We start from the raw sequence: 25,146 nt of genomic DNA, 5'->3' as shown, positions 1-25,146 counted from the left end.
TTCAAGTATCTGCCTTTTCGGGCGGCCCGAAGAGGCCCTGTTCTGGCGAAAAGTTCATTTCGCGGCACGGTTCGCTGGATAAACTGGCGAGATGAAGGCTCTGAACCTCAATACGCTCGTCGTTCTCGACGCGCTGCTGGAGGAATGCAGTGTGACCGGCGCGGCGAAGAAGCTGGGCCTCAGCGCGCCTTCGGTCAGCCGGTCGCTGTCGCGGATACGGCTCGAGCTCGGTGACCCGATTCTCGTGCGGGCGGGTCGCCGGCTCGTGCCCACTCCGCACGCGCTGGCCCTGCGCGATCGGGTTCGCGGCCTGGTCGAGGAGGCGTCGGAGGTCCTACGCCCGAAGGACCCGCTCGAGATGTTCTCGATGACCCGCACGTTCGTGGTCCGCGCCAGTGACGGCCTGGCGTCGGCGGTGGTCGGCCCGCTGGTGAAACGGTTCGGCGAGAGCGCGCCGAACGCGGTGCTGCGGTTCACGGCCGAGGGCGGGGAGGACGTCGACCCGTTGCGCGACGGGGAAATCGACCTCGACATCGGGATGATCGGGCATCTCGGCCCTGAGGTCCGGGTCGAGTGGCTGTTCGACGACAGGTTCGTGATGGCCGTGCGGAAGGATCATCCGCTGGTGACCGGTGAGGCCACCCTCGAACAGGTCGCGGCCTACCCGCACGTGAACGTCTCGCGCCGTGGGCGGACCCACGGCCCGCTGGACGGCCTTCTGCAGCGCGAAGGCCTGAACCGCCAGGTGAGCCTGGTGGTGGCGTCGTTTTACGTGGCCCTCGAAGTGGCCTCGGCGTCGGACTTCGTCGCGGTCGTGCCGTCGAGGGTGCTCGGCTCGGCCATCGGCCGGTTCGGCCTCGCCGAGGTCGACCACCCGATCAGCGCGCCGGTCGCGATTTCCCAGGCCTGGCACCCTCGGATGGACGCTGACCCGGCCCACCGCTGGCTGCGCCACCAGTTCCGCGACGTCTGTCACCGGGAAATGGCGGGCTGAACACCCGGTTCGCCTCCGTTTATTCGAATCGCCCCCGTGGGTAAGAATGCCGTGGTGCGCGCGAAGTAGCGGTCGCGGGAATGCGCCCACCTTTCGGCCGGGTATTCACGGTCCCCGTTCGCCATAGTCCTTAACGGCTAGTACCAAAAGGCGGGTACTGGACCGGACCGGGGCCGGAGATGCTGTAGCGGACGGACGAATGAGACGAAAACTAGGTGGACGATGACGACCTCGCGACCCGAATCCGTGGAACTTCCTTACACCGGTGCCGAGTACCTGGACAGCCTGAAGGACGGGCGTGAGGTCTGGATCGGCGGTGAGCGCGTCGAGGACGTCACCGCGCACCCGGCGTTCCGGAACAACGCCGGTTCCATCGCGCGGCTCTACGACTCGCTGCACGATCCGGCCACCAGCAAGAAGCTGATCGTACCGACCGACACCGGCAACGGCGGCTTCACCCATCCCTACTTCAAGGCACCGCGAACGGTCGAGGACCTGCAGGCGGGCGTCGAGGCGATGACCGAGTGGTCGCGGATGACCTACGGCTGGATGGGCCGCACGCCGGACTTCAAGGCGGCGTTCCTGTCCACCCTGGGTTCCAACGGCGACCACTACGCGCCGTTCGAGGACAACGCCGCCAACTGGTATCGCAAGGCCCAGGAGAAGGTGATGTTCATCGGCCACGGGATCGTCAATCCGCCGATCGACCGCCACCGGGGGATGACCGAGCACAAGGACGTCTACCTCACCGTCGACCGCGAGACCGACGCCGGCCTCGTCGTGTCCGGAGCGAAGGTGGTGGGCACCGGCGCGGCCGTGACCCAGCACATCTTCGTCGGCAGTTACGCGCGGATCCCGGAGAACGGCAAGGAGTTCTCTGCGTTCTTCATCGTGCCGATGAACGCCTCCGGGCTGAAGATCATCTCGCGACGGTCCTACGAGCAGGTCGCCTCGGCCACCAGCACCCCGTTCGACCAGCCGTTGAGCAGCCGGTTCGACGAGAACGACGGGATCCTCGTGTTCGACCAGGTCTTCGTGCCCTGGGAGGACGTGTTCTGTTACGACGTCGAGAAGGCCAACAACTTCTTCGTCGGCTCCGGCTTCTTCTATCGCGCGATGCTGCACGCCTGCGTCCGGTTCGCGGTGAAGCTCGACTTCCTCACCGGCCTGCTGGCCAAGGGCCTCGACACCACCGGCACCCTCGACTACCGCGGTGTGCAGGGGCGGCTCGGCGAGGTCCTGTCCTACCGCAGCGTGTTCTGGGGCCTCATCGATTCGATGGTGCACAACCCGACGCCATGGCCCGACGGCACGCTCGCCCCGAACGGCGAGACCGCGATGGCCTTCCGGGTGCTGGCCACCAGCGTGTACCCGAAGATCAAGGAGATCTTCTTCAAGGACCTCGGCAGCGCGTTGATCTACAACAACTCCGACGCCGCGGACTGGGGAGTGCCCGAGCTGCGCCCGTACCTCGACAAGTACATCCGCGGCCGGGGGGTTCCCGCGCAGGAGCGGGTCAAGCTGATGAAGCTCATCTGGGACGCGGTCGGGACCGAGTTCGGCGGCAGGCACGAGCTGTACGAGATGAACTACGCCGGTAACCACGAGCAGATCCGGTTCGAGACACTGCAGGCCCAGCAGGCCACCGGCAAGTTCGACGAGTACACCGGCCTGGTCGACACCTGCCTGTCGGAGTACGACGTCGACGGCTGGAAGCTGCCGCACCTGCACGGGCCCCAGAGCCCGGCGCTGCGCGGGAGGTGAACCGTCGTGCCCGCATCGGCCGACGGCCGGGACCGCCTGCGCACGGTGATGAGCGAGCTGGTGACCGGAATCTGCGTCGTGTCCACCCTGGTGCACGGCAGACCGGGGGAGGCCGAGGACGCGGTCGTGGTGAACAGCTTCACCTCCGTCTCGCTCGACCCGCCGCTGGTCTCGCTCTACCTGCGGCAGGACTCGACCTTCCTCAACCGCCTGCGCCGGTCCGGGGTCTGGGCCGCCTCGATCCTGGGGTCCGGCACAGCCGAGGTGGCCAAGGCACTGAGCCGCCCGTACGGAAGCCGACCGCCGCTGGCCGAAGTCGGCGACTGGCACTCCGGCCCTGAGACCGGCTGCCCGGTACTGGACGGCAGTCCCGCGACGATCGAATGCGAGCTCTACCGCTGTGTCGAGCTCGGAGACCACGTCCTGGTGATCGGCTCGGTCGTCGGGCTCGACACCACCCCGGCGCCGCCGCTGGTGTTCCACCGCGGCGCCTATCACGCCCCGTTTTCCGATCTGCCGCGCTGACGGCAGCCACCTGGAGGTATCCGCGATGTCCGAAACCGCGTCGCCCCGTGTCATCTGTGTCGTAGGGGACCGCTTCCGCGATTTCGCCGAGTCGGTCGGCGCCTGGTCGCTGAGCGAACTCGTCGCCGCGATCACGGGAGGCGAGTTCGACGAAGGGCCGTGGCCGCTGCGAATCCTGATGGGGCAGGGGATCGACGACTACTCCGGCACCTACCTGCTGACCGCGCTGACGCGGCGAGGCGTCCAGGAGTCCCAGGTGAGCCTGCTGCGGTCGGAAGAGGTCATCGCCGACCGGCACGAGCTGCACAAGGGCCAGGCCCACAACGTCCTGGTGGCCAACCTCACCGAGGAGACCCCCGAGGTCTTCACCGCCGATCTCCGGCTGCACAACGACAACGAGCTGGTGGTCGACGCGCAGACCCGGCCACACGTGCAGGGGATGGTGGCGGTCGAGGCCGCGCGCCAGATGTTCGTGGCGGTGACCGAGCGGTTCTACCTCAGCCGTACTCCCGGCCGCCGGTACTACCTCGTCATCAACGCGATGAACACGACGTTCAAGAACTTCCTGTTCCCGGTCGGCGCCACCCTCCGCCTCACCGTGCTGCAGGCCGACCTGGACAAGCCTGAGCAGCTGGTGTTTTCCCACGAGGTCGTCATCGAGCAGGCGGGCCGTCCCGCCGCGGTGACCAGGATCGACTTCGCCGCGATCGACCTCGGCGTCATCGACGACAAGGAACAGCGCCGCGCCAAGCAGACCTTGGCCACGGTGCTGGAAAACTCCGCGGCCGCCCGGTGATCGCGGCGCAGGCGTCCCCGCGGGTCGCCGTGGTGGGGGCCGGCATCGGCGGGCTCGCCGCCGCGGTCGCCCTGCGCCGCCGGGGCATCGAGCCGACGCTTTACGACCAGGCCGAGGAGTTCGCCGAGGTCGGCGCGGGGGTGGCGATCGGCGCCAACGCCAGCAGGCTGCTGGAGCGTCTCGGCTTGGGTGACGCCTTGCGCGCCGACGCCGTGCTGCCGTCACACGCGCAGTTCCACCGGTGGGCCGGTGGCGAAGTGTTCTGCTCCCACGAACTCGGTGATCACTACACCGGCAGATTCGGCTCGCCGTACTACACGGTGCACCGCGGCCACCTGCACCGGTTGCTGCTGGACGGATTCGCCGACGGGGCCCTGCACCTGGGACACAAATGCGTTTCGGTCACCGAGGACGCCGACGGCGTGGAGCTGGTCTTCGACAACGGTGTCACCACCCGGGCGGACATCGTCATCGGGGCCGACGGCGTGCATTCCGCGTTGCGGGAGGCCTTGTGGGGGCCGCAGGAGGCGACGTTCTCCGGCACCAGCGGCCTGCGCGGGCTCACCCCGATCGACCACCTTCCACTGGGGCCGGGATTCGATCCGCGGAAGCCCGCGCTCTGGTTGTTCCCGGGGCCAGGGCGGCACTTCATCTGCTACCCGGTCAGCGGCGGGCGGCTGATCAACTTCCTCGGCGTGGTCCCGGACCGGCACTGGACCCAGGAATCCTGGGTCACGCGCGGCGACGTCGGCGAGGCGGTGGCGGCGTTCGACGGCTGGAACACCGTGGTCACGTCGATCCTCGCCGGCGCACGGAGCATCGGCAAATGGGCGCTGTACGACCGTGAACCACTTTCCCGCTGGAGCACTTCGCGGGTCACGCTGCTCGGCGACGCCGCCCACGCGATGCTGCCGCACCACGGGCAGGGCGCGAATCAGGCGATCGAGGACGCGGTCGTGCTGGCGGGCCGGCTCGCCGGTGTCCGTGAACCGGCCGGGATCGCCGACGCCCTGCGCCGGTACGAAGCGCTGCGCAAGCCCAGGTCCCGGCAGCTGCAGATCGGCTCGCGGACCAACGGCGAATGCTTCCAGGTCCCCGACGGGCCGGAGGCGCTGGAGCGCGACGAGCGGCTCACCCGCCTCGCGGACAACGTCGCCTGGATCCACGGTTTCGACGCCGAAACCGAACTCGGTCTCGGCGTCTGACCCCGGAACGAAAGGAACGCGGCAGATGGCTCGCGTCTACGAGATCGACGGAGTGGTCCCGGTCATCGACCCGGAGGCGTTCGTGCACCCGGACGCCGTCCTCATCGGCGACGTCCTGATCGGCCCCGGCTGCTACATCGGCCCGCTGGCCAGCCTGCGCGGTGACTTCGGCCGGATCGAGGTGCGGACCGGGGCGAACATCCAAGACGGCTGTGTCGTGCACTGCTTCCCCGGTTCGGTCACGGTGATCGGCGAGAACGGGCACGTCGGCCACGGCACCGTGCTGCACGGGTGCCAGGTCGGCCGGGACGTGCTGGTGGGCATGAACAGCGTCCTGATGGACGGAGTCATCGTCGAGGACCAGTCGTTCGTCGGGGCGATGAGTTTCGTCAAGGCGGAAACCCGGGTCCCCGCGCGTTCCCTGATCGCGGGCAGCCCGGCGAAGGTGCTGCGCGAGCTGACGGACGCCGAGATCGACTGGAAGGCCAACGGGACCCGCACCTATCAGGACCTCGCCCGGCGGAGCCTGGCGAGCCTGCGCGAAACCGAGCCCGCCGCCTGGGAAGAGCCCGGCCGCCGCGGTTTCGCCGGATCGGACGGCGCCGAACCGGTCCACGTCACCCTCCACAGCTACCGCGGCAGATAGGAGTACGCAATGCCCGAGCAGCAAGGAACTCTGGACTTCCGGACCGACCGGGCCCGGATCGACCAGCTCGACCAGTCCATCATCGCGCTGCTGCGGCAGCGGTTGGAGATTTCCCGCAGCATTCAGCAGCGGCGGACGAAGACCGGTGGCGCGCGGATCGCCGAAGGGCGTGAAGAGGCCGTCATCGGGCGCTATCGCGACGCGCTGGGCGGCACCGGTGGCGCCCTGGCCGAAACCCTCCTGCGGCTCTGCCGCGGCACCGAGCCCGGAAGGACACGAACATGACCGTGCTGCCGACGTGGCGCGCCGAGCGCGCGCCACACCAGCCGGACTGGCCCACCGGCCCCGACATCGTGGCGGTCGAGACCGAACTGGCCGGTTATCCGCCGCTTGTCGCGCCTCGCGAGTGCGACCGGCTGCGTGACCGGCTCGCCGACGTGTCGCTCGGCCGCGCGATGCTGCTGCAGGGCGGTGACTGCGCCGAGACGTTCGCCAAGGCGACACCCGCCTCGGTGCGGGGCAAGCTGCGCTGCCTGCGGGAGATGGCCGTCATCCTGGCCTGTGCCTCCGGACTCGGAGTCGTGCAGGTGGGCCGGATCGCCGGCCAGTACGCGAAACCGCGGTCCCGGCCGGTCGAGACCCGCGACGGCGTGACGTTGCCGTCCTACCTGGGCGACGCGGTGAACGACGTCGAATTCACCGAGGACGCGCGCCGGATCGATCCGTACCGGCTGCTGCGTACGTACCGTTCCTCGGCCGACACCCTCGACGAGATCAGCGCGCTGATCGGACACGACGGCATCGACCTGACGGCGCTGCACGAGCAGATCCGGGAGATGGCCGCCCGCGGTCCGCGCAACGAGCGGCACCAGGAGTTGCTCGAGAAGATCTCGGTGGCGCTGCGGTTCCTCGCCGGATACGCCGGGGCGGACAGCGATCTGCGCGCGCCGGACTTCTACAGCAGCCACGAGGCGCTGCTGCTGAACTACGAGACGGCCCTGGTGCGCACCGACCCCCGCACCGGTGACGACTACGGCAGCTCTGGCCATCTCCTGTGGATCGGCGAACGCACCCGTCAGCCCGATGGGGCCCATGTGGCGTTCGCGGCCCGGGTCCGCAACCCCGTCGCGGTCAAGCTGGGGCCGACGGTGCGACCGGAAGAGGTACTGGCGCTCGCCGAACGGCTCGACCCAGATCGGGAGCCGGGCCGGCTCACCTTCATCGCCCGCTTGGGCGCGGACCGGGTTCGTGAGCTGTTGCCACCGCTGGTGGAGCGGGTCCGCGACAGCGGTTCCCCGGCGATCTGGATCTGCGATCCGATGCACGGCAACACGATCACCGCCCCCGATGGCCACAAGACCCGCCACTTCGACGACATCCTGCGCGAGGTGCGGGGTTTCTTCGCGGTCCACCACGAGCTGGGCACCCACGCGGGTGGCCTGCACCTGGAGCTCACCGGCGAAGACGTGACCGAATGCGTCGGCAGCTCGGGCGTCGGGTTCGACGACCTGGCCACCCGCTACGAGTCCGCGTGCGATCCGCGGCTCAACCACGATCAGTCCCTGCATCTGGCCCTCGAACTCGCGATGGTGTTCGAGGACCGGGCCGCGGAGAACAGGAGGACGGCATGCGCTGTTTCGAGGACTTCGTGACCGGTGACGAGCACCAGCTCGGCCAGATCGCGATGACCGAAGAGGAGATCATCGGCTACGCCAGGCAATGGGACCCGATGCCCTTCCACACCGACGAAGCGGCGGCGAGTGCCGGCCCGTTCGGCAAGCTGGTGGCGAGCGGGAACCACACCACCGCGCACGCGACCAGGCTGTACGTCTCGCAGCTGCTCGCCGACTCGACCTGCCGGGGCTCCTACGGTCTGGACGAGGTGCGGTACCTGCGGCCGGTGTTCGCCGGTGACGTGCTCGCGGTCCGCGCCGAGGTCGAGCAGGCGGTCGGCCATCCGCGCCGCCCGGACACCGGTGTGGTGCACCTGCTGGTCGCCGCCGCGGGCGCGGACGGCGAAGACGTCCTGACCTTGCGGACCCGCGTCCTCGTCGGCCGCCGGGAAGCGGTGGCGGGATGACGCTCACCGAAGCCACCGCCCTCGTCCGGCCCGACGCCACGGCGCTGCTGCCCGGCGACGAGCCGGTGCGCGTGCTGGACACCCCCGCCGCGGCGGATCTCGATCCCGAGGTCCTGCTGCGCCTTTACCGCGAACTCGTACTCGGACGCCGGTACAACGAGCAAGCGACCGCGCTGGTGAAGCAGGGCAGGCTGGCGGTGTACCCCTCGTCCACCGGGCAGGAGGCCTGCCAGGTGGCCGCCGCACTGGCACTGTCCACTCAGGACTGGCTGTTCCCGACCTACCGGGACACGCTCTCGGTCGTCCTGCGCGGGGTCGACCCGGTGCAGACCTTGACGCTGCTGCGGGGCGACTGGCACACCGGTTACGACCCGCACGCCACCCGGGTCGCGCCGCTGTGCACCCCGCTGGCCACCCACCTGCCGCACGCGGTCGGCCTGGCGCACGCCGCGCGGGCCGCCGGGGACGACGTCGTCGCGATGGCGCTGGTCGGGGACGGCGGCACCAGCGAGGGTGACTTCCACGAGGCGCTGAACTTCGCCGGGGTCTGGCGCGCGCCGGTCGTGTTCCTGGTGCAGAACAACGGATACGCCATTTCCGTGCCGCTCGCCAAGCAGACCGCGGCGCCGACGCTCGCGCACAAGGCCGTCGGCTACGGCGTCCGGGGTGTGCTCGTCGACGGCAACGACGCGCCGGCGATGCTGGGTGTGCTCACCGAAGCCGTCGACCGCGCCCGCGACGGTGGCGGCCCGACGCTGGTCGAGGCGCTGACCTATCGCGTCGACGCACACACCAACGCCGACGACGCGACGCGGTACCGCTCCACCGCCGAAGTGGAGGCATGGCGCGAACGCGACCCGCTGGACAGACTCGAACGTCATCTGCTGGAGATCGGCAGGCTCGACACCGGGACGATCGAAGAGGCCCGCGCAGCGGCCGAGCGGATGGCGGCCGACCTACGGACACGGATGCACGTCGAGCCCGCGGTCACCCCGCTCGGCCTGTTCGACCACGTCTACGCCGAACCGACCCCCCAGCTGCTCGAACAGCGCGAATTCCTGCGCGCCGAGCTCTCCGAAGACGTGGAAGGGAATTGCTCGCCGTGACCAGTGTCCAGACGAGTCCCCGGGTACGGCCCGCTCCCGAGGACGTCGAAGAAAGCATGGCCCGCGCGCTCAACGCCGCCCTGCGCGACAGCATGGCGGCGGATCGGTCCGTGCACGTACTGGGTGAGGACGTCGGTGCGCTCGGCGGTGTGTTCCGGGTGACCGACGGCCTGACCGCCGAGTTCGGCGAAGACCGGTGCACCGACACGCCGCTCGCGGAGGCAGGAATCCTCGGCAGCGCCATCGGGATGTGCCTCTACGGCGCCCGTCCGGTCGTCGAGATGCAGTTCGACGCGTTCGCCCATCCGGCCTTCGAGCAGCTCGTCGGACACGCCGCCAAGATGCGCAACCGGACCAGGGGAGCGGTTTCGCTGCCGCTCACCGTCCGGGTGCCCTACGGCGGCGGCATCGGCGGCGTCGAGCACCACAGCGATTCCTCCGAGGCGTACTACACGCACACCCCGGGACTGCACGTCGTCACCCCGGCCACCGTCGATGACGCCTACGGCCTGCTGCGGCAAGCGATCGCGAGTGACGACCCGGTCGTGTTCCTCGAGCCGAAACGGTTGTACTGGGGCAAGCAGCCCTTCCGCCGCACCCTCGACGTGCCGCCCATCGGCCGCGCGGTCGTGCGCCGGCCCGGCCGGGACGCCGTGCTCATCACGTATGGGCCGAGTCTCGAGGTGTGCCTCGAAACCGCGGAGGCGGCCAAACCGCTGGGGCTGGACGTCGCCGTGCTCGATCTGCGGAGCCTCGTCCCGCTGGACGACGAGACGATCTGCGAAGTGGTGCGCCGGACCGGCCGCGCGGTAGTCGTGCACGAGGCGACCGGTTTCGGCGGAGTGGGCGCGGAGATCGCCGCCCGGATCACCGAGCGCTGTTTCCACCAGCTGGAAGCGCCGGTGCTGCGGGTGACCGGGTTCGACATCCCGTACCCGCCGCCTAAGCTCGAGAGCCACCATCTGCCGAGCGTGGATCGCGTGCTGGACACCCTCGCGCGCCTGCAGTGGGACGGCCGTCCGGGAGGTGTTTCCCTTGCCGGCCCGTGAATTCCTGCTGCCCGACCTCGGCGAAGGCCTGATCGAGGCCACCGTCGTCCAATGGCTCGTCGCGGTCGGCGACCTGATCGCCGTGGACCAGCCGGTCGCCGAGGTCGAGACCGCGAAGGCGACCGTCGAGGTGCCGAGCCCGCACGGCGGCATCGTCACGGCGCTCTGCGCGGCAGAAGGCGAGACACTCGCCATCGGGAGACCGTTGCTGGTGGTGGCGGGTGAAGACGGGGAAGCCCCGGTCGCGTCCGATCCCGGCTCGGGCCCGGTCCTCGTCGGGTACGGCACCACCCGGCGCTCGACGCGGAACCGGCGTGACCTGTTCGGCGGCCGGGAGCCCGCCACTCGCGACGCCGCCGCGGCGGCCCCGGCGCGCGGTGCCGTCGCGGTGGCCTCACCGGTGGTGCGGCGGCTGGCCAAGGACCACGGCGTCGACCTCACGAAGCTACGCGGCAGTGGGCCCGGAGGGCTGATCGTGCGCGCCGACGTCGTCGCCGCCACCCGGCCCGCGGCCGGCGACGAGGCCCAGCGCGTCCCGATCCGCGGCCGCCGCAAGACCGCCGCCGACCGGTTCACCCGTAGCCACGGCGAGATCCCGGCCGCGACCTGCTGGGTGGACGCCGACGCGACGGAGCTGCGCACGGCGAGGCGGCGGATCAGTACCGACGCCCGGCCGATCGGCTTGTCGGCCCTGCTCGGCCGCGTCTGCGTCGCCGCACTGGCGAGGTATCCCGAGCTCAATTCCACAGTGGACGTCGAACGCGGCGAGCTGGTCCTGCACCGGCCCGTACACCTCGGATTCGCCGCACAGGGCCGGGACGGACTGGTGGTCCCGGTGGTGCGCGACGCGCAAAAACTGAGCACCGCCGAGCTCGCGGCCGAGATGGCCCGGCTGGTCGAGCGCGCCCGCACGGGTGAGCTGTCGCCCGCCGAGATGTCGGGCGGGACGTTCACCCTCAACAACTACGGGGTGTTCGGAGTGGACGGTGCCTCGCCGCTGCTCAACCACCCGGAGGCGGCGATGCTCGGCGTGGGCCGCATCGTGGCCCGGCCGTGGGGCCACGACGGCGGGATCGAACTGCGCGACCTGGTCCAGCTCGGCCTCACCTTCGATCACCGGGTGTGCGACGGCGCCGTAGCGGGCGGATTCCTTCGCTACGTGGCCGACTGCGTGGAGGAGCCGTTGCGGCTCCTCGCGGACAACTGACCCCTGACGGCGGAAAGGACAGCGAATGCGCAACGGCGGGACGGCTCTCGACGAGACCAAGGTGCGACGCGTGCTCGACCGGATCGGTGACCGGAACGGATGGAACGCGGGGGAGGAGCCGGCGCTGGACCGGCTGCTGCGTGGCACGGACGCGCAACCGGAACCGGGCGACGTCCTCGAGGTCTACCGGGACGGCGCCTTCGCGTCACCGCCGGAGATCGGACTACTGCTGTACTCGGCGGTCCGATCGATCAAACCGGACGTCGTGGTCGAACTCGGCACCTCGTATGGGTTTTCCACCCTGCACATCGCCGCGGCCCTGCGGGACAACGGGCACGGGACCGTCTTCACCTCCGAGATCGATCCGCGCAAGGCCAGGGACGCGTCCTGGAACTTCACCGCCGCCGGCCTTCACTCCCACGTACGAGTCCTGCTGGGAGACGCCGCGACGAGCCTGAAGGGCTTCGGCGAGCAGGTCGACTTGGTGTACCTGGACAGCTGGGTGGGTTCGTACCTGGACGCGCTCACCCTCCTGCGGCCCGCGTTGCGACCCGGTGCGCAGATCTACGCGAACTCCACGCGCCGGTTCGGCGTACAGGCGCGGCCATACCTGGATCACGTGCGTGACAGCGCGAACGGGTTCTTCTCCGTGGAGGTCCCCCTGGGCAACGGCCTGGAGGCATCGACCTACGTCAGCCGCGAGCCGAGGGGGGAGTCCGTCGGAGCGATCGAGCCCGGGAAGGCCGGATGAACCGGTTCGTCACCGTCCAGTGTCCGGGCGAGGAGGTCGAGTTGCCGTCGCATCCGCCCGGCGTCGGCGTCGCGGCCTTGTTCCCGGTACAGCTCCAGAGCCCGCCGCCAGGCAGCGCGGGCAAGGGCGTGGTTGCCGAGGGCGGAGTAGGGGTGGCCGAGGTTGTCAAGGGTGTCGGCGGCTTCGGTGGTGTTGCCTACGCCGCGGTACAGGGTGAGGGCCTGCCGGTAATAGCCGATGGCCCGCCGATGGTTCCCGGTGTGATGGTCGATGAAGCCCAGGCTGTTTAAGGCGTCCGCCTCGCCGTCGAGGTCCTCGTAGCGCCGATGCAGGGCGAGGGCGGCCTGGCAGTGTTCGCGGGCGGTGTCGTACTCGCCGAGGCGGGCGGCGGTCCAGCCCACCGCGTTGAGCGCGACGGCTTCCCAGACCGGTGAGTCGACGACGCGGAAGAGGTCCAGGGCGTGGTGGGCATGCTCCAGTGCCTTCCGGTCGTCCCCCCGCTGCTCCCACGCCCACCCGAGGGCGTGGTGGGTGTGGGCCTGCTGGGCGGGCTCGTGGTGCTGTTCGGCCAGTCCGAGGGCTTCGTGCAGGTGGAGGATGGCTTGCTCATGGTGATCCAACTCGGCATGTGCGTGGCCGAGGAGCCGGTGGGCGAGGATGCGAGCGGTCGGGTCGGGCAGTCGGTCGGCCGCTTCGGTGGCGACCTCCCACACGGCCAGGTCGTCATGGTGGCGGCCCCGCCGGCGGTGGAAGGTGCTCAGGGTCCAGGCGATCCGCCACACGGTGTGGTGGCGGCGGTGAGCGGCCGCGGTGTGCTGGGCGGCGAGCAGGTGCGGGTGGTGGGTGTCCAACCACGCCCACGCGGCCGGTGGGTCGGGCAGCGGCTGACGGAGGGCGTCGGAAACGGGTGGGTCGAGCTGGATCGGCGGGCGATAGGGGTCCAGGAGCCTTTCGGCGGTGTAGGCGGTGTGCAGGTGGAAGTCGACCACGCGGTCCAGCGCGGCCCGCCGTACCGGCTCGGACAAGTCGTGGGCGAGGCTGGTGGCGTAGGCACGGATCAGGTCGTGCATGGCGTATCGGCCGCCCGCGTGCCGGTCGAGCAGAGAGTGATCCTCCAGGACATGCAAGGTCTTGCGGGTCTCGGATGGCGGGAGACCGGTCAGACACGCGGCGGCGGGCAGGTCGATGTCCGGGCCGGGAGCCGGCCCGAGCAACGCGAACGCCGTCCGCTGCCGGTCGGTGAGCCAGCGCAGGGACCAGGACAGCACCGCGGGCAGGCTCGCGGCGGGGTCGATGTCGTGGTCGAACACCTCCAGGCCAAGGTCGCGAAGTTCGGCGACGAACTCGACCAGTGGGATCTGCGGGCGGGTGGCGGTGTGACGGGCGGTGATCGCCAATGCCAGCGGGTGGCGTCCGCACAGCTCGGTCAGTTCGTCGGTCACCTCCGGCGTGGCGTCGGCCCGTCGCTCGCACAGACGCGCGGCCAGCAGCGCGCGGGCTTCGCCGCGGGTGAAGATGTCCAGGGGCAGGTGACGGGCGCCGTACCGGTCGATCAACGAGGGGAGCCTGGTGCGACCGGTGACGAGCACCGTGCACGAGGTGTCGCTGGGCAGCAGCGGAACGACCTGGTCGGCGGTGGCGGCGTTGTCCAGTACGACCAGTAACCGCTTGCCCGCGACCAGGCCCCGGTACAGCGCGGCGAGTGCGTCCAGGCCGGACGGGAGTCCACCGGGGTGGACGCCGAGGGCGGTGAGGAATCCGCGCACCGCATCGGCCGGGTCGGTCGGGCGTCCGGTGGGGCTGAACCCCCGTAGGTCGACGAACAACTGTCCGTCAGGGAAGCGGTGCAGGTTGCGGTGCGCCCACGCGAGGGCCAGCCAGGTCTTGCCGACGCCGCCCACCCCGCCGATGGTCGCGATCACCATCGACTTCGCCGCCGTCTGATCCGGCTGTTGGCGCGACACCGCGCCGTTTCGTGTGGTGATCAGGACGCGGTCCAGTTCGGCCAGTTCGGCGACGCGGCCGGTGAACAGCGCGGGTGCGGCAGGCAGTTGCCGGGGGACCGTCGGTGACCGGTCGGCGGGGTCGGGCTCGGCGAGACCGGGGTCGGCGGCCAGCATCCGCCGGTGAAGTTCGTCCAGGGCCGCTCCGGGGTCGGCGCCCAACTCCTCGGCCAGCCGGTTGCGCAGCCGCTGGTAGTGGTCCAGGGCGTCGGCTTGGCGCCCGCTGCGGTACAGGGCGAGTACAAGCTGAGCGGCCACGTGTTCGTCCAGCGGGTGTGACTGGGCGCGCGTGGTCAACTCGGGCAGGATCGTCGCGTGCCGACCGTGGCGCAACGCCAAGTCGATGCGATCGGTGTCGGCGGCGAACCGCTCTCGCTCCAATCCGTGCCGCACCATGGCGATCCACGGTGTGTCCAAACCGGACAGTGCCTCGCCCCGCCACACCTCCGTGGCCCGCTCCAGCAGTTCCAACGCGCGGCCCTGGTCGGTGTTGGCACGGGCATCGGTGACCAGGCGCCGGAACCGGTGCACGTCCACGCAGTCGGGTGCGACCACCAGGACGTAACCACCGCCGCGCCGCTCGATCACCACCTCGCCCGCGACGCCACTGGTGGACAGCAGGCGGCGTAGCCGGGATAGGTAGTTGCTCACCAACTGCCGAGCCCGTCGGGGCGGGTGCCCACCCCAGATCCGGTCCACCAACTGGTCGGTCGAGACCACCTGGTTGACCTCGAGCACCAGCACCGCCAGCACGCACTGCTGCCGGGCGTGCCCGAAGTCCACCCGCGTCCCATCGACGAGGACCTCCACCTGGCCCAGCACCCGCAGCTCCACCCTCACCGCACAGCCCTCCCCGGCCGGTCTCCGCACGACGCTGTAGCGAACTCCTGCCTAGTCCCCCCGGCACCCTGCTCGACACCACTGAACAGCCGATTCGCAAAACATTGTGTTTCCGGACGAAAACAGGCGCCCACCCTGGCTCGCGTCCCGGTCCCCATGACGAACGTAAGGAGAAGCACATGCTCAGTGGGCTCAGACGAATCGTCTGCTTCCTGTCCGTCGTGATGTTGAGTGTCGGCGCGGTCGGCACCACGTCAGCGGCAACCGCGGCGCCTGCCGCCGCGCGTGCCGCGTTCAGCGCTACCAGTGTCGAGCTGTCCACCTCCGGCGGGGACGTGGCCGCGGCTGCGATCGCCTGCGGAGTCAGCGTCGGCAACGACGTCACCATCTACGGCGGCTACCTCAACGTGACCTGGGCCATTGCGTGCCGGGACACCGCCACCGGCACTTTGACGCCCCTGGCCAGGGACATCACGATGACCATCGGCATCCGCAGAGGGGGCACCAGCATCATCCTCCCGATCAGTGCTCCCTGCGTGACGCCCGGCCCGTCCGCGACGTGCTCCCACCGCGTGCCCTACGACGGGTTCACCGGGCTGGTCGATAGCGCGATGGTGGCCAGAGTGACGTGGACGGACAACTATTCGCCGATCTCGGGAGGATTCGTCTCTCCCGGCAAGATCATCACCTGAGGCGGGGCCGCACGGTAGTGGCCGTTTCACCGCCTACCCGGCGGTGAAACGGCCACTACCAAGGCGTCGAGAACACCAGACTCGCCCGCGAACTCGTTGCCCGCAGCGGTGTTACGGACCTCACCGCGCACCGGGCACGACATACCGCTGGGCCGTGATCACACTTTCGTCGGAATCACGACAGGAGGTGTCGTGATTCGTCGAGAGCATGACTCGACGACCACCGGACAGCCCGAGCGGTCACGCGACGAGAGGGTTTCGAGTGGGATCTCAAGTCAATCCGTGCATCACGTTCAACGGCAACGCGCGGCAGGCAATGGGATTTTACCGGCAAGTCTTCGGCGGCGAGCTGGAGCTGGGAACCATCGCGGACTTCGGCTCACCGGACGCGCCCAATGCCGACAAGGTCATGCACTCTCGCCTCGACACTCCTGCCGGCTACACGTTGATGGCATGGGACTTTCCTGACGACAGGCCAGGCCACCCGCCATATCGGCCGGGCAACAACGTCGCGCTCTTCCTGGGCGGCGGCGACAGCGACCTGCGCGACTACTTCCAGAAGCTGTCTGAAGGTGGCATCGTCACCCTGCCGCTGGAAAGGCAGGTCTGGGGTGACGAGGCGGGTTCGGTCGTCGACCGGTTCGGGATCACCTGGATGTTCAACATCAGCGCCAAGCACCAGTGATCAGCAACCCGGTCCAGACGCCGATGACGCAGGTGTCCACTCCCGTGGTCCTGGCTGTCAGCACGATGATCGTGCTGCTCCGGGGCAGAACCGGCACAGCCTGACGGCTGCTGCTGCTGCCTCACCACGTCATGGGCTACAAGCTCGGCTTATGTCGTGGGGTATGTCCGCTCGGCCGCCCGTGCCGTCATGGGCCGCCTGGGCGCGGAGAGCGCGACAGCGCCTCGCCTACAGCCAGTCGTGTTCGCGGGCGTAGCGGGCGGCTTCGTGGCGGGTGCGGGTCTGGGTCTTCTGCATCGCGTTCGAGAGGTAGTTGCGCACGGTGCCCTCCGCGAGGTGCAGCTGCTTGGCGATGTCGGCCACCGAGTACCCGTCGCCGGTCACGCGCAGCACGTCGAGTTCGCGTTCGGTCAGCGGGCAGTCGTCGACGACGGCGAGGGCCGAGACGTCCGGGTCGATCCAGCGCTTGCCCTCGTGCAGGGTCCGGATGACGGAGGTGATGTGCGCGGGTTCCGCCGACTTGCTGACGAAACCCTGCACTCCCAGCTTCAGCGCCTTGCGCAGCACGCCGGGTTTGGCGTGGCGCGTCAGCATGAGGATCACCTGGTCCGGTCGGGTGCGGCGGATCTGCGCCACCGCACCGAGTCCGTCCACGCCGGGCATTTCCAGGTCGATGACGAGCACATCGGGCCGGTGCCGCAGGGTCGCTTCCACGGCCGCCTCACCGTCCTCCGCCTCGGCGAGCACGGTGATCTCCCCTTCGAGCGGCAGCAACGCCGCGAGTGCCTTGCGCAGCAGGGCTTCGTCGTCGGCGAGTACCACGGTCGTCATCGGGTCTCCTGCGGTCGAAGGTGGGGGAACGCCGCGGCGGTGAGGAAAGTGCCGTCCTGCTGCGCCACGGTCAGCTCCCCGCCGTCACCGGCCACCCGTTCGCGTAGCGTGGAGAGCCCGCTGAGCTCGGGCAGCGGGGCGTCCGGCGCGCCGTCGTTGAGGATGGTGATGCCGGACTTCGACAGCGTGATCCGCACCTGTCCGGCCTGTGCGTGCCGCAGGATGTTCGTGGTCGTCTCGCGCAGGACCTGGCCGAGCAGTTCGCTCGCCCGGGCGTCGACCTCGGCTTCGCGGTCGACGCGCACGTCGATGCCGGCGGCCTCGAAGAGGTTCTTCGCGTTCTCCAGCTCCGCGGACAGGTTGAGCCGCCGTTGCGCGTAGGCGAGTTCCTTGGTCTGGGCGATGGTGTCGGCGACCAGCGCGTGGATCTCGCGCAGCTCTTCTTCGGCCCGCCCGGCGTCCGTGCGCACCAGCTTCTGGGCCAGCGTGACCTTCAGCTTCACCACGTGCAGCGTGTGGCCCTGGATGTCGTGCAGGTCGCTGGCGAACCGCATGCGCTCCCGGACCACGGCCAGTTCGGCTTCGCGATCCCTGGCCTCCTCCAGATCCTTCACCACGCCGTAGAACCTCTTGTTGGGGAACATGACCCCGGTCACCATCGCGGTGATCCCGCTGGGCACGATGAGCCAGCTGATCAGCCCTTCGGGTAGGTCGTCGTGGAACAGCAGCAGCCTCGTCGCGCCCACCACGGCGACGAAGGCGACCAAGCCGGCCGCGGCCAGGCCACGGAGGCGGGCGAGCTGCGGCACGACGTGCGAGCCCACGATGGAGAGGCCGAAGAACGCCGTTCCGGCGCCGGCCACGAAAGCCCCGTAGACCCACACCCCCGCGCTCACGAGCAGGCAGGGGATCGCGACGCGGAAGACGTCGTTCGCCGTCCACCGTTCGAACGTCAGGAGCGCGGCCACCACGCCGAGGGCCAGGACGAAGGCGTCCAACCAGGACCGCGCGTCCACCACCATGATCAGCGCCCCGACGGTCACGAGCACCGGGGAGATCGTGACGAGGTTCAGCCGTCGCAGCCGTCGCTGGGTTTCCGGGGTGTGCGCCGTCACCGGTCCGCACGCTGTGGTCGGGGATGCATGTCGCCCAGTATTCTTCCGCGCCCGCCGCGGCACCAGTGACGCCGTGTCACATGATCACCCCAAGGAATGTCATGGCGAGGACATGACGTGAGCGCACTGCCCGGAACGTGCGGCGACGGGTGGAATCAGGGCATGTCCACACCAGTCATCGACGTTGACCGCCTCAACCTCAAGTACGGCGATTTCCACGCCGTGAAGGACCTTTCCTTCCAGGTACAGACCGGGGAGTTCTACGCGCTGCTCGGCACGAACGGGGCGGGCAAGACCTCCACCCTGGAGACCATCGAAGGCCACCGCACCGCAACCTCGGGCACCGTGCGCGTGTTCGGGCAAAGCCCCCGCGACCGCCGCGAGGTGCGGCCGCGCATGGGGATCATGCTGCAGGAGAGTGGTTTCTCGCCGGATCTGACGGTGCTGGAATCGGTGCGGCTGATCGGGAAGCTCGCCCAGCGCGTGGACCGGCCCGAGCGCGTGCTCGGCATCGTCGACCTCACCCGCAAGGCGGGCACGAAGGTGTCCCAGCTTTCGGGCGGGGAGAAGCGGCGGCTGGACTTCGCCACCGCCGTCTACGGTGCGCCGGAGCTGATCTTCCTGGACGAGCCGACCACCGGCCTGGACATCCAGTCCCGCGACGACCTCTGGACCGCGGTGGACCGGTTGCGCGAGGACGGTTCCACCATCGTGCTCACCACGCACTACCTGGAAGAGGCGCAGCAGCACGCCGATCGGATCGGGCTGATGCACCAGGGCACCTTCCACCAGGAGGGCACGGTCTCCGAGCTGACGCGGACCCTGCCGTCCGTGATCAGCTTCTCGCTGCCGACCCCCGCGCCGGCGCTGCCGCTGGCGGCCACCCGCGAGGGTGACGGCAAGTTCGTCATCGAGACTTTCGGCCTGCAGAAGGACCTGTACACCCTGCTCGGCTGGGCCCAGGACCACGCGGTGGAACTACGCGACCTGCAGGCCGGGCCGACGCGGCTCGACGACGTCTTCCGCGCCATCGGCAACGCCTGAAACCCCTACCGGACAAGGAAACCCGCCATGCTTTCGATCGCCATGAGCGAGCTGATCCAGATCCTGCGCAACCGGCTGGTGCTGGTCACCAGTTTCATCATGCCCGCCGCGGTCAGCGCGTTCTTCATCTACCGGCACGAGCTCTTCGCCTCGGTGGCCAGCCTCGGCTACGTCGCGGCGGTGGTGATGTTCACCGTGGGCGCCTTCGGCCTCTACACCACCGCGGTGACCACGCTGGCTTCACGACGGCAGAACCTGTTCCTCAAGCGGTTGCGGTCCACGGCGGCGGGTGACGCGACCATCCTTTCCGGACTGTTACTGCCACTGACCGTCATCGCGCTGGTCCAGGTGGCGGTGATCATGACCGTGCTGGCCGTGGTCACCGGTGCGCCGGACAACATCCTCCTGCTGGTGGCGGCGGTGCTCGCGACGGTGGCGATGATGACCGGGCTCGGCCTGGCCACCGCGGGCCTGACGAACTCGCCCGAACACGCCCAGGTGACCACACTGCCGGTCAGCCTCGGGGTGATCGCGGTGGCCAGCTGGGTCGGGATCGCGGGCACCGAAGACCTCACCCTGCTCAAGCGGCTGCTCCCCGGCGGCTCGGCGACCGAACTGGCCGTCAACGCCTGGAACGGCGGCGTGGCCGTGACGGATTCGCTGATCCTGCTGGCGCCCACGCTGAGCTGGGTCGTGGTCGCTGTCGCGCTGGCCTCCCGCATGTTCCGCTGGGAACCGCGCCGGTGACGAACCCCCGACGAGGAGGAATGGCATGCGCAAGTTCATCCCGGTCGTTTTCGCCGCCGTGCTGACGCTGACGGCGTCTTCGCTCCCCGCGGTGGCGGCAGTGGACACAGTGGACTGGGGCCCGTGCCCCGAAGGCATCACCGGAGCCGGTCTCGAGTGCTCGACGCTCGAAGTGCCGCTGGACTACCGCGATCCGGACGGGCCGCAGATCGAAATCGCGATCTCCCGGCTGGCCAGCGCGAACCCGGAGAAGCGCCGCGGTGTGCTGCTGACCAACACCGGCGGGCCGGGCGGGGAGGGCCTGGCCTACCCGGCCGTCCTGCGCGACACCCTGGAGCTGCCGCGGGAAGTGCTCGACAGCTACGACGTGATCGGCATCGACCCGCGCGGGGTCGCCTACAGCACGCCGGTGACCTGCGACCTGAAGCCGGAGCAGTGGTTCACCAACATCCCCCTGCACGCGCGGAACCCGGCCGACGTCACCGCGCAGGCCGAGCAGGCGAAGCTCGTCGCCGAGCAGTGCGGGAAGTCGGCGACGGCACCGCTGCTGCCGCACCTCACCACGGCGAACACCGCCCGCGACCTGGACCGCGTCCGCGAGGCGCTGGGGGAGTCCACAGTGTCCTATTTCGGCCGGTCCTACGGCACCTACCTCGGTTCGGTCTACACCACGCTGTTCCCGCACCGCAGTGACCGGTTCCTGCTCGACAGCGCGACCGGCCCCGGCGGCTGGGACGCTTCGTTCAGCCGGAAGTTCGGCGAAGGCTTCGAGGACCGGTTCCCGGACTTCGCGAAGTTCGCCGCCGCGCGGCCCGAGTACGGCCTCGGCGACACGCCGGCGAAGGTGACCGCGAAGTACTTCGACCTCGCCGCGCGCCTCGATGCGAAGCCGAGCCCGCAAGGCGTCAACGGCCAGGTGTTCCGCCAGGTCACCTTCGCCAAGTTCTACTTCGACGCGGAATTCCCGGCGCTGGCCGAGGCCTGGCACGCGCTGGACACCGGCAAGCCGGTGCCGCTGCCCACCGGGACCGCGGCGCCTGCCACTCAGGTGCCCTCGGACAACTACCTCGCCAGCCAGCTGCACGTGATCTGCAACGACTCGGACTGGCCGGAGTCGGTCGGGACCTACCAGCGCAACGTCGCTATCGACCGAATCCGGCACCCGATGTTCGGCGCCGCCGCGGCCAACATCACGCCGTGCGCGTTCTGGCCGTCGGAGCCGGTCGAGCCGCCGGTGAAGATCAGCGACCGCGGCCCGTCCACCGTGCTCATCGTGCACAACCTCCGCGACCCGGCGACCCCGCTGTCCGGGGCCAGGCAGCTGCGGCAGGCCTTCGGCGACCGCGCCCGGCTGGTCACCGCCGACCAGGGCGGGCACCTGGCCTACCTGTACCTGGACAACCCGTGCGTCCACCACCTCTCGACGAAGTTCCTCGTCACCGGGGAACGCCCGAAGAAGGGGACGGCGTGCTGATCGTCCGAAGATTTGCTGCTGGGCCGGGCCGCCCTCGACGAGGCCGCCTGCCGTAGTAGACGAGGTGCCGCGCTTCTCTCTGGACTCTGCTCGGCCGGCTCCGACTATCCGGTGGCGACGGCTCGCACACCGCGGAGGACGACGTCGAGGACCGTGTCCGCCTCGGCGCGAGCGGCCTGCGGATCGGTGGCTCTGGCGATGTACAGCGCTGAGCCGTAGAGACCGCCCAGCGCGACGTGTGCCAACGGGTCGAGCGCGACATCTGGCAGGGTGCCGGTGTCCACCAGCACGCTCAGCACGGTACGCAACATCGGAAGTTCGACGCCCTCCATGCCGCCTTCCCACGAATTGGCGGCCAGCACTGCCACGCTGTCGATGATCACGACCCGCCGGAACGCTGGCTGCAAGCAGGCATCGAGGAACGCGGACAAACCTGCTCGCACCGCGGCCCACGGATCGCGTTCGGCCATCGCCGCGGCCAACACGGCCTCGGCGGTCTCGTCCAGCACGACGTCATAGACCGCCTTGAACAACGCGTCCTTGCCTTTGAAGTGGTGGTAGAGCGCACCCTTCGCGATACCGGCCCGCTGCACGATGTCGTCGATCGCGGTCGCCGCGAAGCCCTGCTCGACGAACCGCTCCCGTGCGATGGCGATCAGCAGCTCACGCGTCGCCGCTGCTTGCCGGTCTCGAAGCCGCTTGACACTCATCGGGCAAGCATAGAGACTGACCACCGGTCGGTGAACGACCGTCGGTCGGTGAAGGAGCCGCGAAGATGAAGACACTTCCGCCAGGGCAACGCCGCGTCGAGGGATTTCCGCGTTTTGGCACACACCTGCACCGGCCGCCGCCTCCCATCCCCGAGGACCCGGTGATCGTCATCAGCGGCGCGATCCGAACCTCCGCCGAGGTGCGGCTGGCGGACCTGTCCCAGCTGCCCCGGCGCGAGATCGTGGCCGACTTCCACTGCGTTGCCGGCTGGACCGCGACCGACCTGCGTTGGGAGGGCGTGCGGTTCGCCGATTTCTATCGCCTATTCGTCGAACCCGCGCTGGAGCCCGGGATCACCGTCACCCACCTGGCGTTCGAGGGCATGGACGGCGTCGCGTCCGTGGTCGAGTGGCGGGACGCGCTCGCCGACGACGTACTGCTGGCCGACCGGCTGAACGGACGCCCTCTAGACGGCGACCACGGTGCTCCGATACGGCTGGTAAGCCCGGCGCAGTACGGCCACATGAGCATCAAGCATCTCCGCGTCGTCGAAGTGTGTTCGGCGCTGCCGACGCACCGTCTCGGTGCCGGCATCCTCGACCGGGTGATCGAGGCGCATCCGCGGGCACGCGTCTGGCACGAGGAACGCCACAGCCGCATCGCCGGACGGCTGATCCGGCCGTTCTTCCGCGCCCTCATCCGCCCGATCCGCTATCTCTGCGCGAAAGGAGCGAAGGGAGAATGAAAGCGCCCGACGACGTGGTGAAGACCCAGCGATGGATCATCGACGACATCTCGACCAGGCACCGCGATGCCTGCTCATCCCCTGCCTGAAGGGTTCAGTGTTGGGCGACGCCCGCACAGATTGCGCACACGTCAGTCCCAACCAGGAACCTCGCCGTTGTGCCGGTAACTGCTCGGCGGCAGGCCGAACTCGCGGCGGAACGCGCGGCTGAAGTGGAATTGGTCGACGTAGCCGACGGTGCCGGCGATCGCGGCGACGGACATTCCCGTGCCGGTCAGCAGCCGAGCCGCGCGGTGCAGGCGGCGGGTGCGCACCTCCCGCATGGGGCTGTGGCCGGTGACCCTCGCGTAGAGATGACTGAAGCGTGACGGTGACAGCCCGGCGATGGCGGCGAGCGAGTTCAGGGTGTGCGGGGCCTCCGGTGTCTCGGCGATGAGCTGCTGCACGCGGGCGATGCGCGGGTCAGGGCCCGGCGGTGCGGCGGGAGCACCGGCGAGGTCGGCCAGGCGCACGATTTCTTCGAGCGCGCACATGGCGAGGGCCTGCTGTTCGGGGCGGCTGGCGAAGGCCGGGAGGTGGACCGGCGACGGCGGGATGTGATCACCGGTGAGCCGGGCGTAACGGCGGAGCCGGTCGAAGGCGGCGTCGATGGCCTCCGCGGCGCCACTCGCCGCCGGTGTCAGATGGCGACTCGTCCCGAGCCACTTTCCTTGTGGTGCCCGGAAATGTGCCCACAGCAGCGACCATTCCCCGGCGTCGGGCGCGACTCCGTAGGTGTGCCGCACGCCGGGTTCGATCAGCAGAAGCTGCCCCGCGCCGGTTGTCAGGGCCGTGTCCCCGTGGTGCACGACGCCGCGCCCCCGCGTTGTCCACATGAGCAGCCAGCTCGGTGAGCCGGTCGGCCGGATCGCCTCGACGCGCTTGGTGAAGGTGCTCTCGCCGACGACGAGCAACCCGGCCGGAGGCGAGGGCGTCACAGCAGGATTTGTCATCTCCCCGGCAGGTTCAGCCATGTCCCCGATGCCCCGTCCTTCCTACAGTCGAATCCGTCGAGACCCCCACGGCGGAGGCAGAACATGAAGCAGTTGATCGATTCCAGCGACATCGCCGACGACGTCACGGCGCTACGGGAGCGCATGTCCGAGGACGGCTACCTCTACTTTCCCCGCCTGCTGCCCAGCGACTACGTCACCGGTGTTCGCGCAGACATCGCGGCCGTGCTGCACGACAGCAGGTGGCTGGCCTCCGGCACCGAGCCGCACGAGCTGCGGGCGTCCGACCGGGCGGTCGAGGAGGGCAAGTCCACCTTCTTCGGCATGTACTCCGCGGTGCAGGCGACGCAGTCCTTCCACGAACTCAGCGAACGGGAGGAGCTGCGCGGCCTGGCTCAGCGGCTGCTCGGCGAGGAGGTCTTCTGCCACCCGATGCACATCGCCCGCATCACGGCGCCGACGCCGCGGGCCACACCCACGCCCGCTCACCAGGACTACCGCCTCATCCAGGGCGCGGTCGACACCTTGACCATGTGGATCCCTCTCGCCGACTGTCCCTCCGACGCCGGCGGGCTCGAGGTCCTCACCGGGTCGCACAAGCTGGGGGTGCTCGGTGTGTCCCGGGCGGAGGGCCCCGGCGGGGTCACCGCGCAAGTGGCGGGCAGCGGCGTGGATGACTGGCGCAGCACCCACTTCGGCCAGGGGGACGTGCTCATGTTCACCAGCCTCACCGTGCACGGGGCCCGCCCCAACCTCAGCGACCGGCTGCGGTTGTCGGCGGACATCCGGTGGCAGGCGAGGTCGGAACCGGCCGCCTTCATCGACGGCTACGAGCCGTTCCGGCCGCACTTCCACCCCGACGTGCCCGACTGGCCCACCCTGACCCGGGGCTGGACCTCGACGACCAGCATCGAGATCCCGGAGGGACTGACCTATGTCCGCAAGTTCGACTCGATGAGCGAACACGTGCCGACCCCTCCGTCCCGGTTCAGGTGAGCCGACGCGGTGGCCGGCACCCCGCACGAGACTTGAGTGTCCCAAGTTGTATTGAGGGGTAAGGCAAAGGTGTCGTGTTGCGAGCGACGTCGGCTCGCGCCGCGGCCGGATGTCCCCAATGCCGCATGGGGGACGCTGACCGTCTCCA

25 protein-coding genes are annotated in these 25,146 nt (G+C 69.6%); 20 read left to right on the top strand and 5 right to left on the bottom strand.

The window, feature by feature from the left end; all coding sequences use genetic code 11:
• The first annotated feature begins 91 nt into the window (after positions 1-91).
• The 13 genes from ACZ54P_RS32660 (at position 92) to ACZ54P_RS32600 (ending at position 12,123) form a co-directional block, all read left to right on the top strand.
• A complete protein-coding gene (locus ACZ54P_RS32660; protein ID WP_465465450.1) occupies positions 92-994 on the top strand; it encodes a LysR family transcriptional regulator in 903 nt (300 codons plus the stop codon).
• 222 nt (positions 995-1,216) lie between these two features.
• Complete coding sequence (locus ACZ54P_RS32655) at positions 1,217-2,758, top strand: 4-hydroxyphenylacetate 3-hydroxylase N-terminal domain-containing protein (protein WP_465465449.1); 1,542 nt, start codon at positions 1,217-1,219, stop codon at positions 2,756-2,758.
• 6 nt (positions 2,759-2,764) lie between these two features.
• Positions 2,765-3,283, top strand: coding sequence for a flavin reductase family protein (locus ACZ54P_RS32650; RefSeq protein ID WP_465465448.1), 519 nt, complete (start codon positions 2,765-2,767; stop codon positions 3,281-3,283).
• A gap of 25 nt (positions 3,284-3,308) precedes the next feature.
• Positions 3,309-4,079 carry an AfsA-related hotdog domain-containing protein gene (locus ACZ54P_RS32645; protein WP_465465447.1) on the top strand — a complete coding sequence of 257 codons (771 nt, stop codon included), beginning with the start codon at positions 3,309-3,311 and terminating at the stop codon, positions 4,077-4,079.
• Positions 4,076-5,284, top strand: coding sequence for an FAD-dependent monooxygenase (locus ACZ54P_RS32640; protein ID WP_465465446.1), 1,209 nt, complete (start codon positions 4,076-4,078; stop codon positions 5,282-5,284). The genes ACZ54P_RS32645 and ACZ54P_RS32640 overlap by 4 nt, the downstream gene beginning before the upstream one ends.
• A 25-nt stretch (positions 5,285-5,309) precedes the next feature.
• Positions 5,310-5,930, top strand: a complete 621-nt coding sequence (locus tag ACZ54P_RS32635) for an acyltransferase (protein WP_465465445.1) — start codon at positions 5,310-5,312, stop codon at positions 5,928-5,930.
• A gap of 9 nt (positions 5,931-5,939) precedes the next feature.
• The gene (locus ACZ54P_RS32630) at positions 5,940-6,215 is read left to right on the top strand and encodes a chorismate mutase (protein ID WP_465465444.1); all 276 of its coding nucleotides are present in this window, start codon (positions 5,940-5,942) and stop codon (positions 6,213-6,215) included.
• On the top strand, positions 6,212-7,582 hold the full coding sequence (locus ACZ54P_RS32625; RefSeq protein ID WP_465465443.1) for a 3-deoxy-7-phosphoheptulonate synthase: 1,371 nt from the start codon (positions 6,212-6,214) through the stop codon (positions 7,580-7,582). The genes ACZ54P_RS32630 and ACZ54P_RS32625 overlap by 4 nt, the downstream gene beginning before the upstream one ends.
• Positions 7,558-8,010, top strand: coding sequence for a MaoC/PaaZ C-terminal domain-containing protein (locus ACZ54P_RS32620; protein ID WP_465465442.1), 453 nt, complete (start codon positions 7,558-7,560; stop codon positions 8,008-8,010). Before ACZ54P_RS32625 ends, ACZ54P_RS32620 begins: the two co-directional genes overlap by 25 nt.
• Positions 8,007-9,116, top strand: coding sequence for a pyruvate dehydrogenase (acetyl-transferring) E1 component subunit alpha (gene pdhA / locus ACZ54P_RS32615; protein ID WP_465465441.1), 1,110 nt, complete (start codon positions 8,007-8,009; stop codon positions 9,114-9,116). Before ACZ54P_RS32620 ends, pdhA begins: the two co-directional genes overlap by 4 nt.
• Before the next feature lie 56 nt (positions 9,117-9,172).
• On the top strand, positions 9,173-10,165 hold the full coding sequence (locus ACZ54P_RS32610) for an alpha-ketoacid dehydrogenase subunit beta (RefSeq protein WP_465465547.1): 993 nt from the start codon (positions 9,173-9,175) through the stop codon (positions 10,163-10,165).
• A complete protein-coding gene (locus tag ACZ54P_RS32605) occupies positions 10,143-11,372 on the top strand; it encodes a dihydrolipoamide acetyltransferase family protein (protein WP_465465440.1) in 1,230 nt (409 codons plus the stop codon). Before ACZ54P_RS32610 ends, ACZ54P_RS32605 begins: the two co-directional genes overlap by 23 nt.
• A 25-nt stretch (positions 11,373-11,397) precedes the next feature.
• The gene (locus ACZ54P_RS32600; RefSeq protein WP_465465439.1) at positions 11,398-12,123 is read left to right on the top strand and encodes an O-methyltransferase; all 726 of its coding nucleotides are present in this window, start codon (positions 11,398-11,400) and stop codon (positions 12,121-12,123) included.
• On the opposite strand, the gene ACZ54P_RS32595 is transcribed toward ACZ54P_RS32600, so the two are convergent.
• Positions 12,060-14,966, bottom strand: a complete 2,907-nt coding sequence (locus tag ACZ54P_RS32595; RefSeq protein ID WP_465465438.1) for an AfsR/SARP family transcriptional regulator — start codon at positions 14,964-14,966, stop codon at positions 12,060-12,062. The two genes, ACZ54P_RS32600 and ACZ54P_RS32595, sit on opposite strands and share 64 nt — an antisense overlap.
• Before the next feature lie 179 nt (positions 14,967-15,145).
• Between ACZ54P_RS32595 and ACZ54P_RS32590 the strand changes: the two genes are divergently transcribed.
• Complete coding sequence (locus ACZ54P_RS32590; RefSeq protein ID WP_465465437.1) at positions 15,146-15,658, top strand: hypothetical protein; 513 nt, start codon at positions 15,146-15,148, stop codon at positions 15,656-15,658.
• Between the two features lie 262 nt (positions 15,659-15,920).
• The gene (locus tag ACZ54P_RS32585; protein WP_465465436.1) at positions 15,921-16,343 is read left to right on the top strand and encodes a VOC family protein; all 423 of its coding nucleotides are present in this window, start codon (positions 15,921-15,923) and stop codon (positions 16,341-16,343) included.
• 228 nt (positions 16,344-16,571) lie between these two features.
• On the opposite strand, the gene ACZ54P_RS32580 is transcribed toward ACZ54P_RS32585, so the two are convergent.
• Together ACZ54P_RS32580 and ACZ54P_RS32575 are read right to left on the bottom strand one after the other, a co-directional pair.
• Positions 16,572-17,174 (bottom strand): response regulator, encoded by a 603-nt coding sequence (locus ACZ54P_RS32580; RefSeq protein ID WP_465465435.1) that lies wholly within the window; start codon positions 17,172-17,174, stop codon positions 16,572-16,574.
• Positions 17,171-18,289 carry a histidine kinase gene (locus ACZ54P_RS32575; protein WP_465465434.1) on the bottom strand — a complete coding sequence of 373 codons (1,119 nt, stop codon included), beginning with the start codon at positions 18,287-18,289 and terminating at the stop codon, positions 17,171-17,173. Before ACZ54P_RS32575 ends, ACZ54P_RS32580 begins: the two co-directional genes overlap by 4 nt.
• A gap of 162 nt (positions 18,290-18,451) precedes the next feature.
• Here ACZ54P_RS32575 and ACZ54P_RS32570 point away from each other — a divergent pair, with 162 nt between their 5' ends.
• Genes ACZ54P_RS32570 through ACZ54P_RS32560 form a run of 3 tightly spaced genes read left to right on the top strand, consistent with a single transcriptional unit; the run spans position 18,452 to position 21,554 of the window.
• A complete protein-coding gene (locus ACZ54P_RS32570; RefSeq protein WP_465465433.1) occupies positions 18,452-19,333 on the top strand; it encodes an ABC transporter ATP-binding protein in 882 nt (293 codons plus the stop codon).
• Between the two features lie 27 nt (positions 19,334-19,360).
• Positions 19,361-20,080, top strand: coding sequence for an ABC transporter permease (locus ACZ54P_RS32565; RefSeq protein WP_465465432.1), 720 nt, complete (start codon positions 19,361-19,363; stop codon positions 20,078-20,080).
• A gap of 25 nt (positions 20,081-20,105) precedes the next feature.
• Positions 20,106-21,554 carry an alpha/beta hydrolase gene (locus tag ACZ54P_RS32560; RefSeq protein WP_465465431.1) on the top strand — a complete coding sequence of 483 codons (1,449 nt, stop codon included), beginning with the start codon at positions 20,106-20,108 and terminating at the stop codon, positions 21,552-21,554.
• A gap of 104 nt (positions 21,555-21,658) precedes the next feature.
• On the opposite strand, the gene ACZ54P_RS32555 is transcribed toward ACZ54P_RS32560, so the two are convergent.
• A complete protein-coding gene (locus ACZ54P_RS32555) occupies positions 21,659-22,264 on the bottom strand; it encodes a TetR/AcrR family transcriptional regulator (RefSeq protein WP_465465430.1) in 606 nt (201 codons plus the stop codon).
• A 65-nt stretch (positions 22,265-22,329) separates the two neighbouring features.
• Here ACZ54P_RS32555 and ACZ54P_RS32550 point away from each other — a divergent pair, with 65 nt between their 5' ends.
• Positions 22,330-23,010, top strand: coding sequence for a molybdopterin-dependent oxidoreductase (locus ACZ54P_RS32550; protein ID WP_465465429.1), 681 nt, complete (start codon positions 22,330-22,332; stop codon positions 23,008-23,010).
• A gap of 131 nt (positions 23,011-23,141) precedes the next feature.
• Here ACZ54P_RS32550 and ACZ54P_RS32545 read toward each other — a convergent pair whose 3' ends face one another.
• On the bottom strand, positions 23,142-24,002 hold the full coding sequence (locus tag ACZ54P_RS32545) for a helix-turn-helix domain-containing protein (RefSeq protein ID WP_465465428.1): 861 nt from the start codon (positions 24,000-24,002) through the stop codon (positions 23,142-23,144).
• A gap of 84 nt (positions 24,003-24,086) precedes the next feature.
• Between ACZ54P_RS32545 and ACZ54P_RS32540 the strand changes: the two genes are divergently transcribed.
• Positions 24,087-24,998, top strand: a complete 912-nt coding sequence (locus ACZ54P_RS32540) for a phytanoyl-CoA dioxygenase family protein (RefSeq protein WP_465465427.1) — start codon at positions 24,087-24,089, stop codon at positions 24,996-24,998.
• The last annotated feature ends 148 nt before the right edge of the window (positions 24,999-25,146 follow it).

Source organism: Amycolatopsis sp. NPDC034160 (assembly GCF_055575355.1).
Note: the sequence above shows the minus strand (reverse complement) of the source record. Positions and strands in the feature narration are given on the sequence as shown.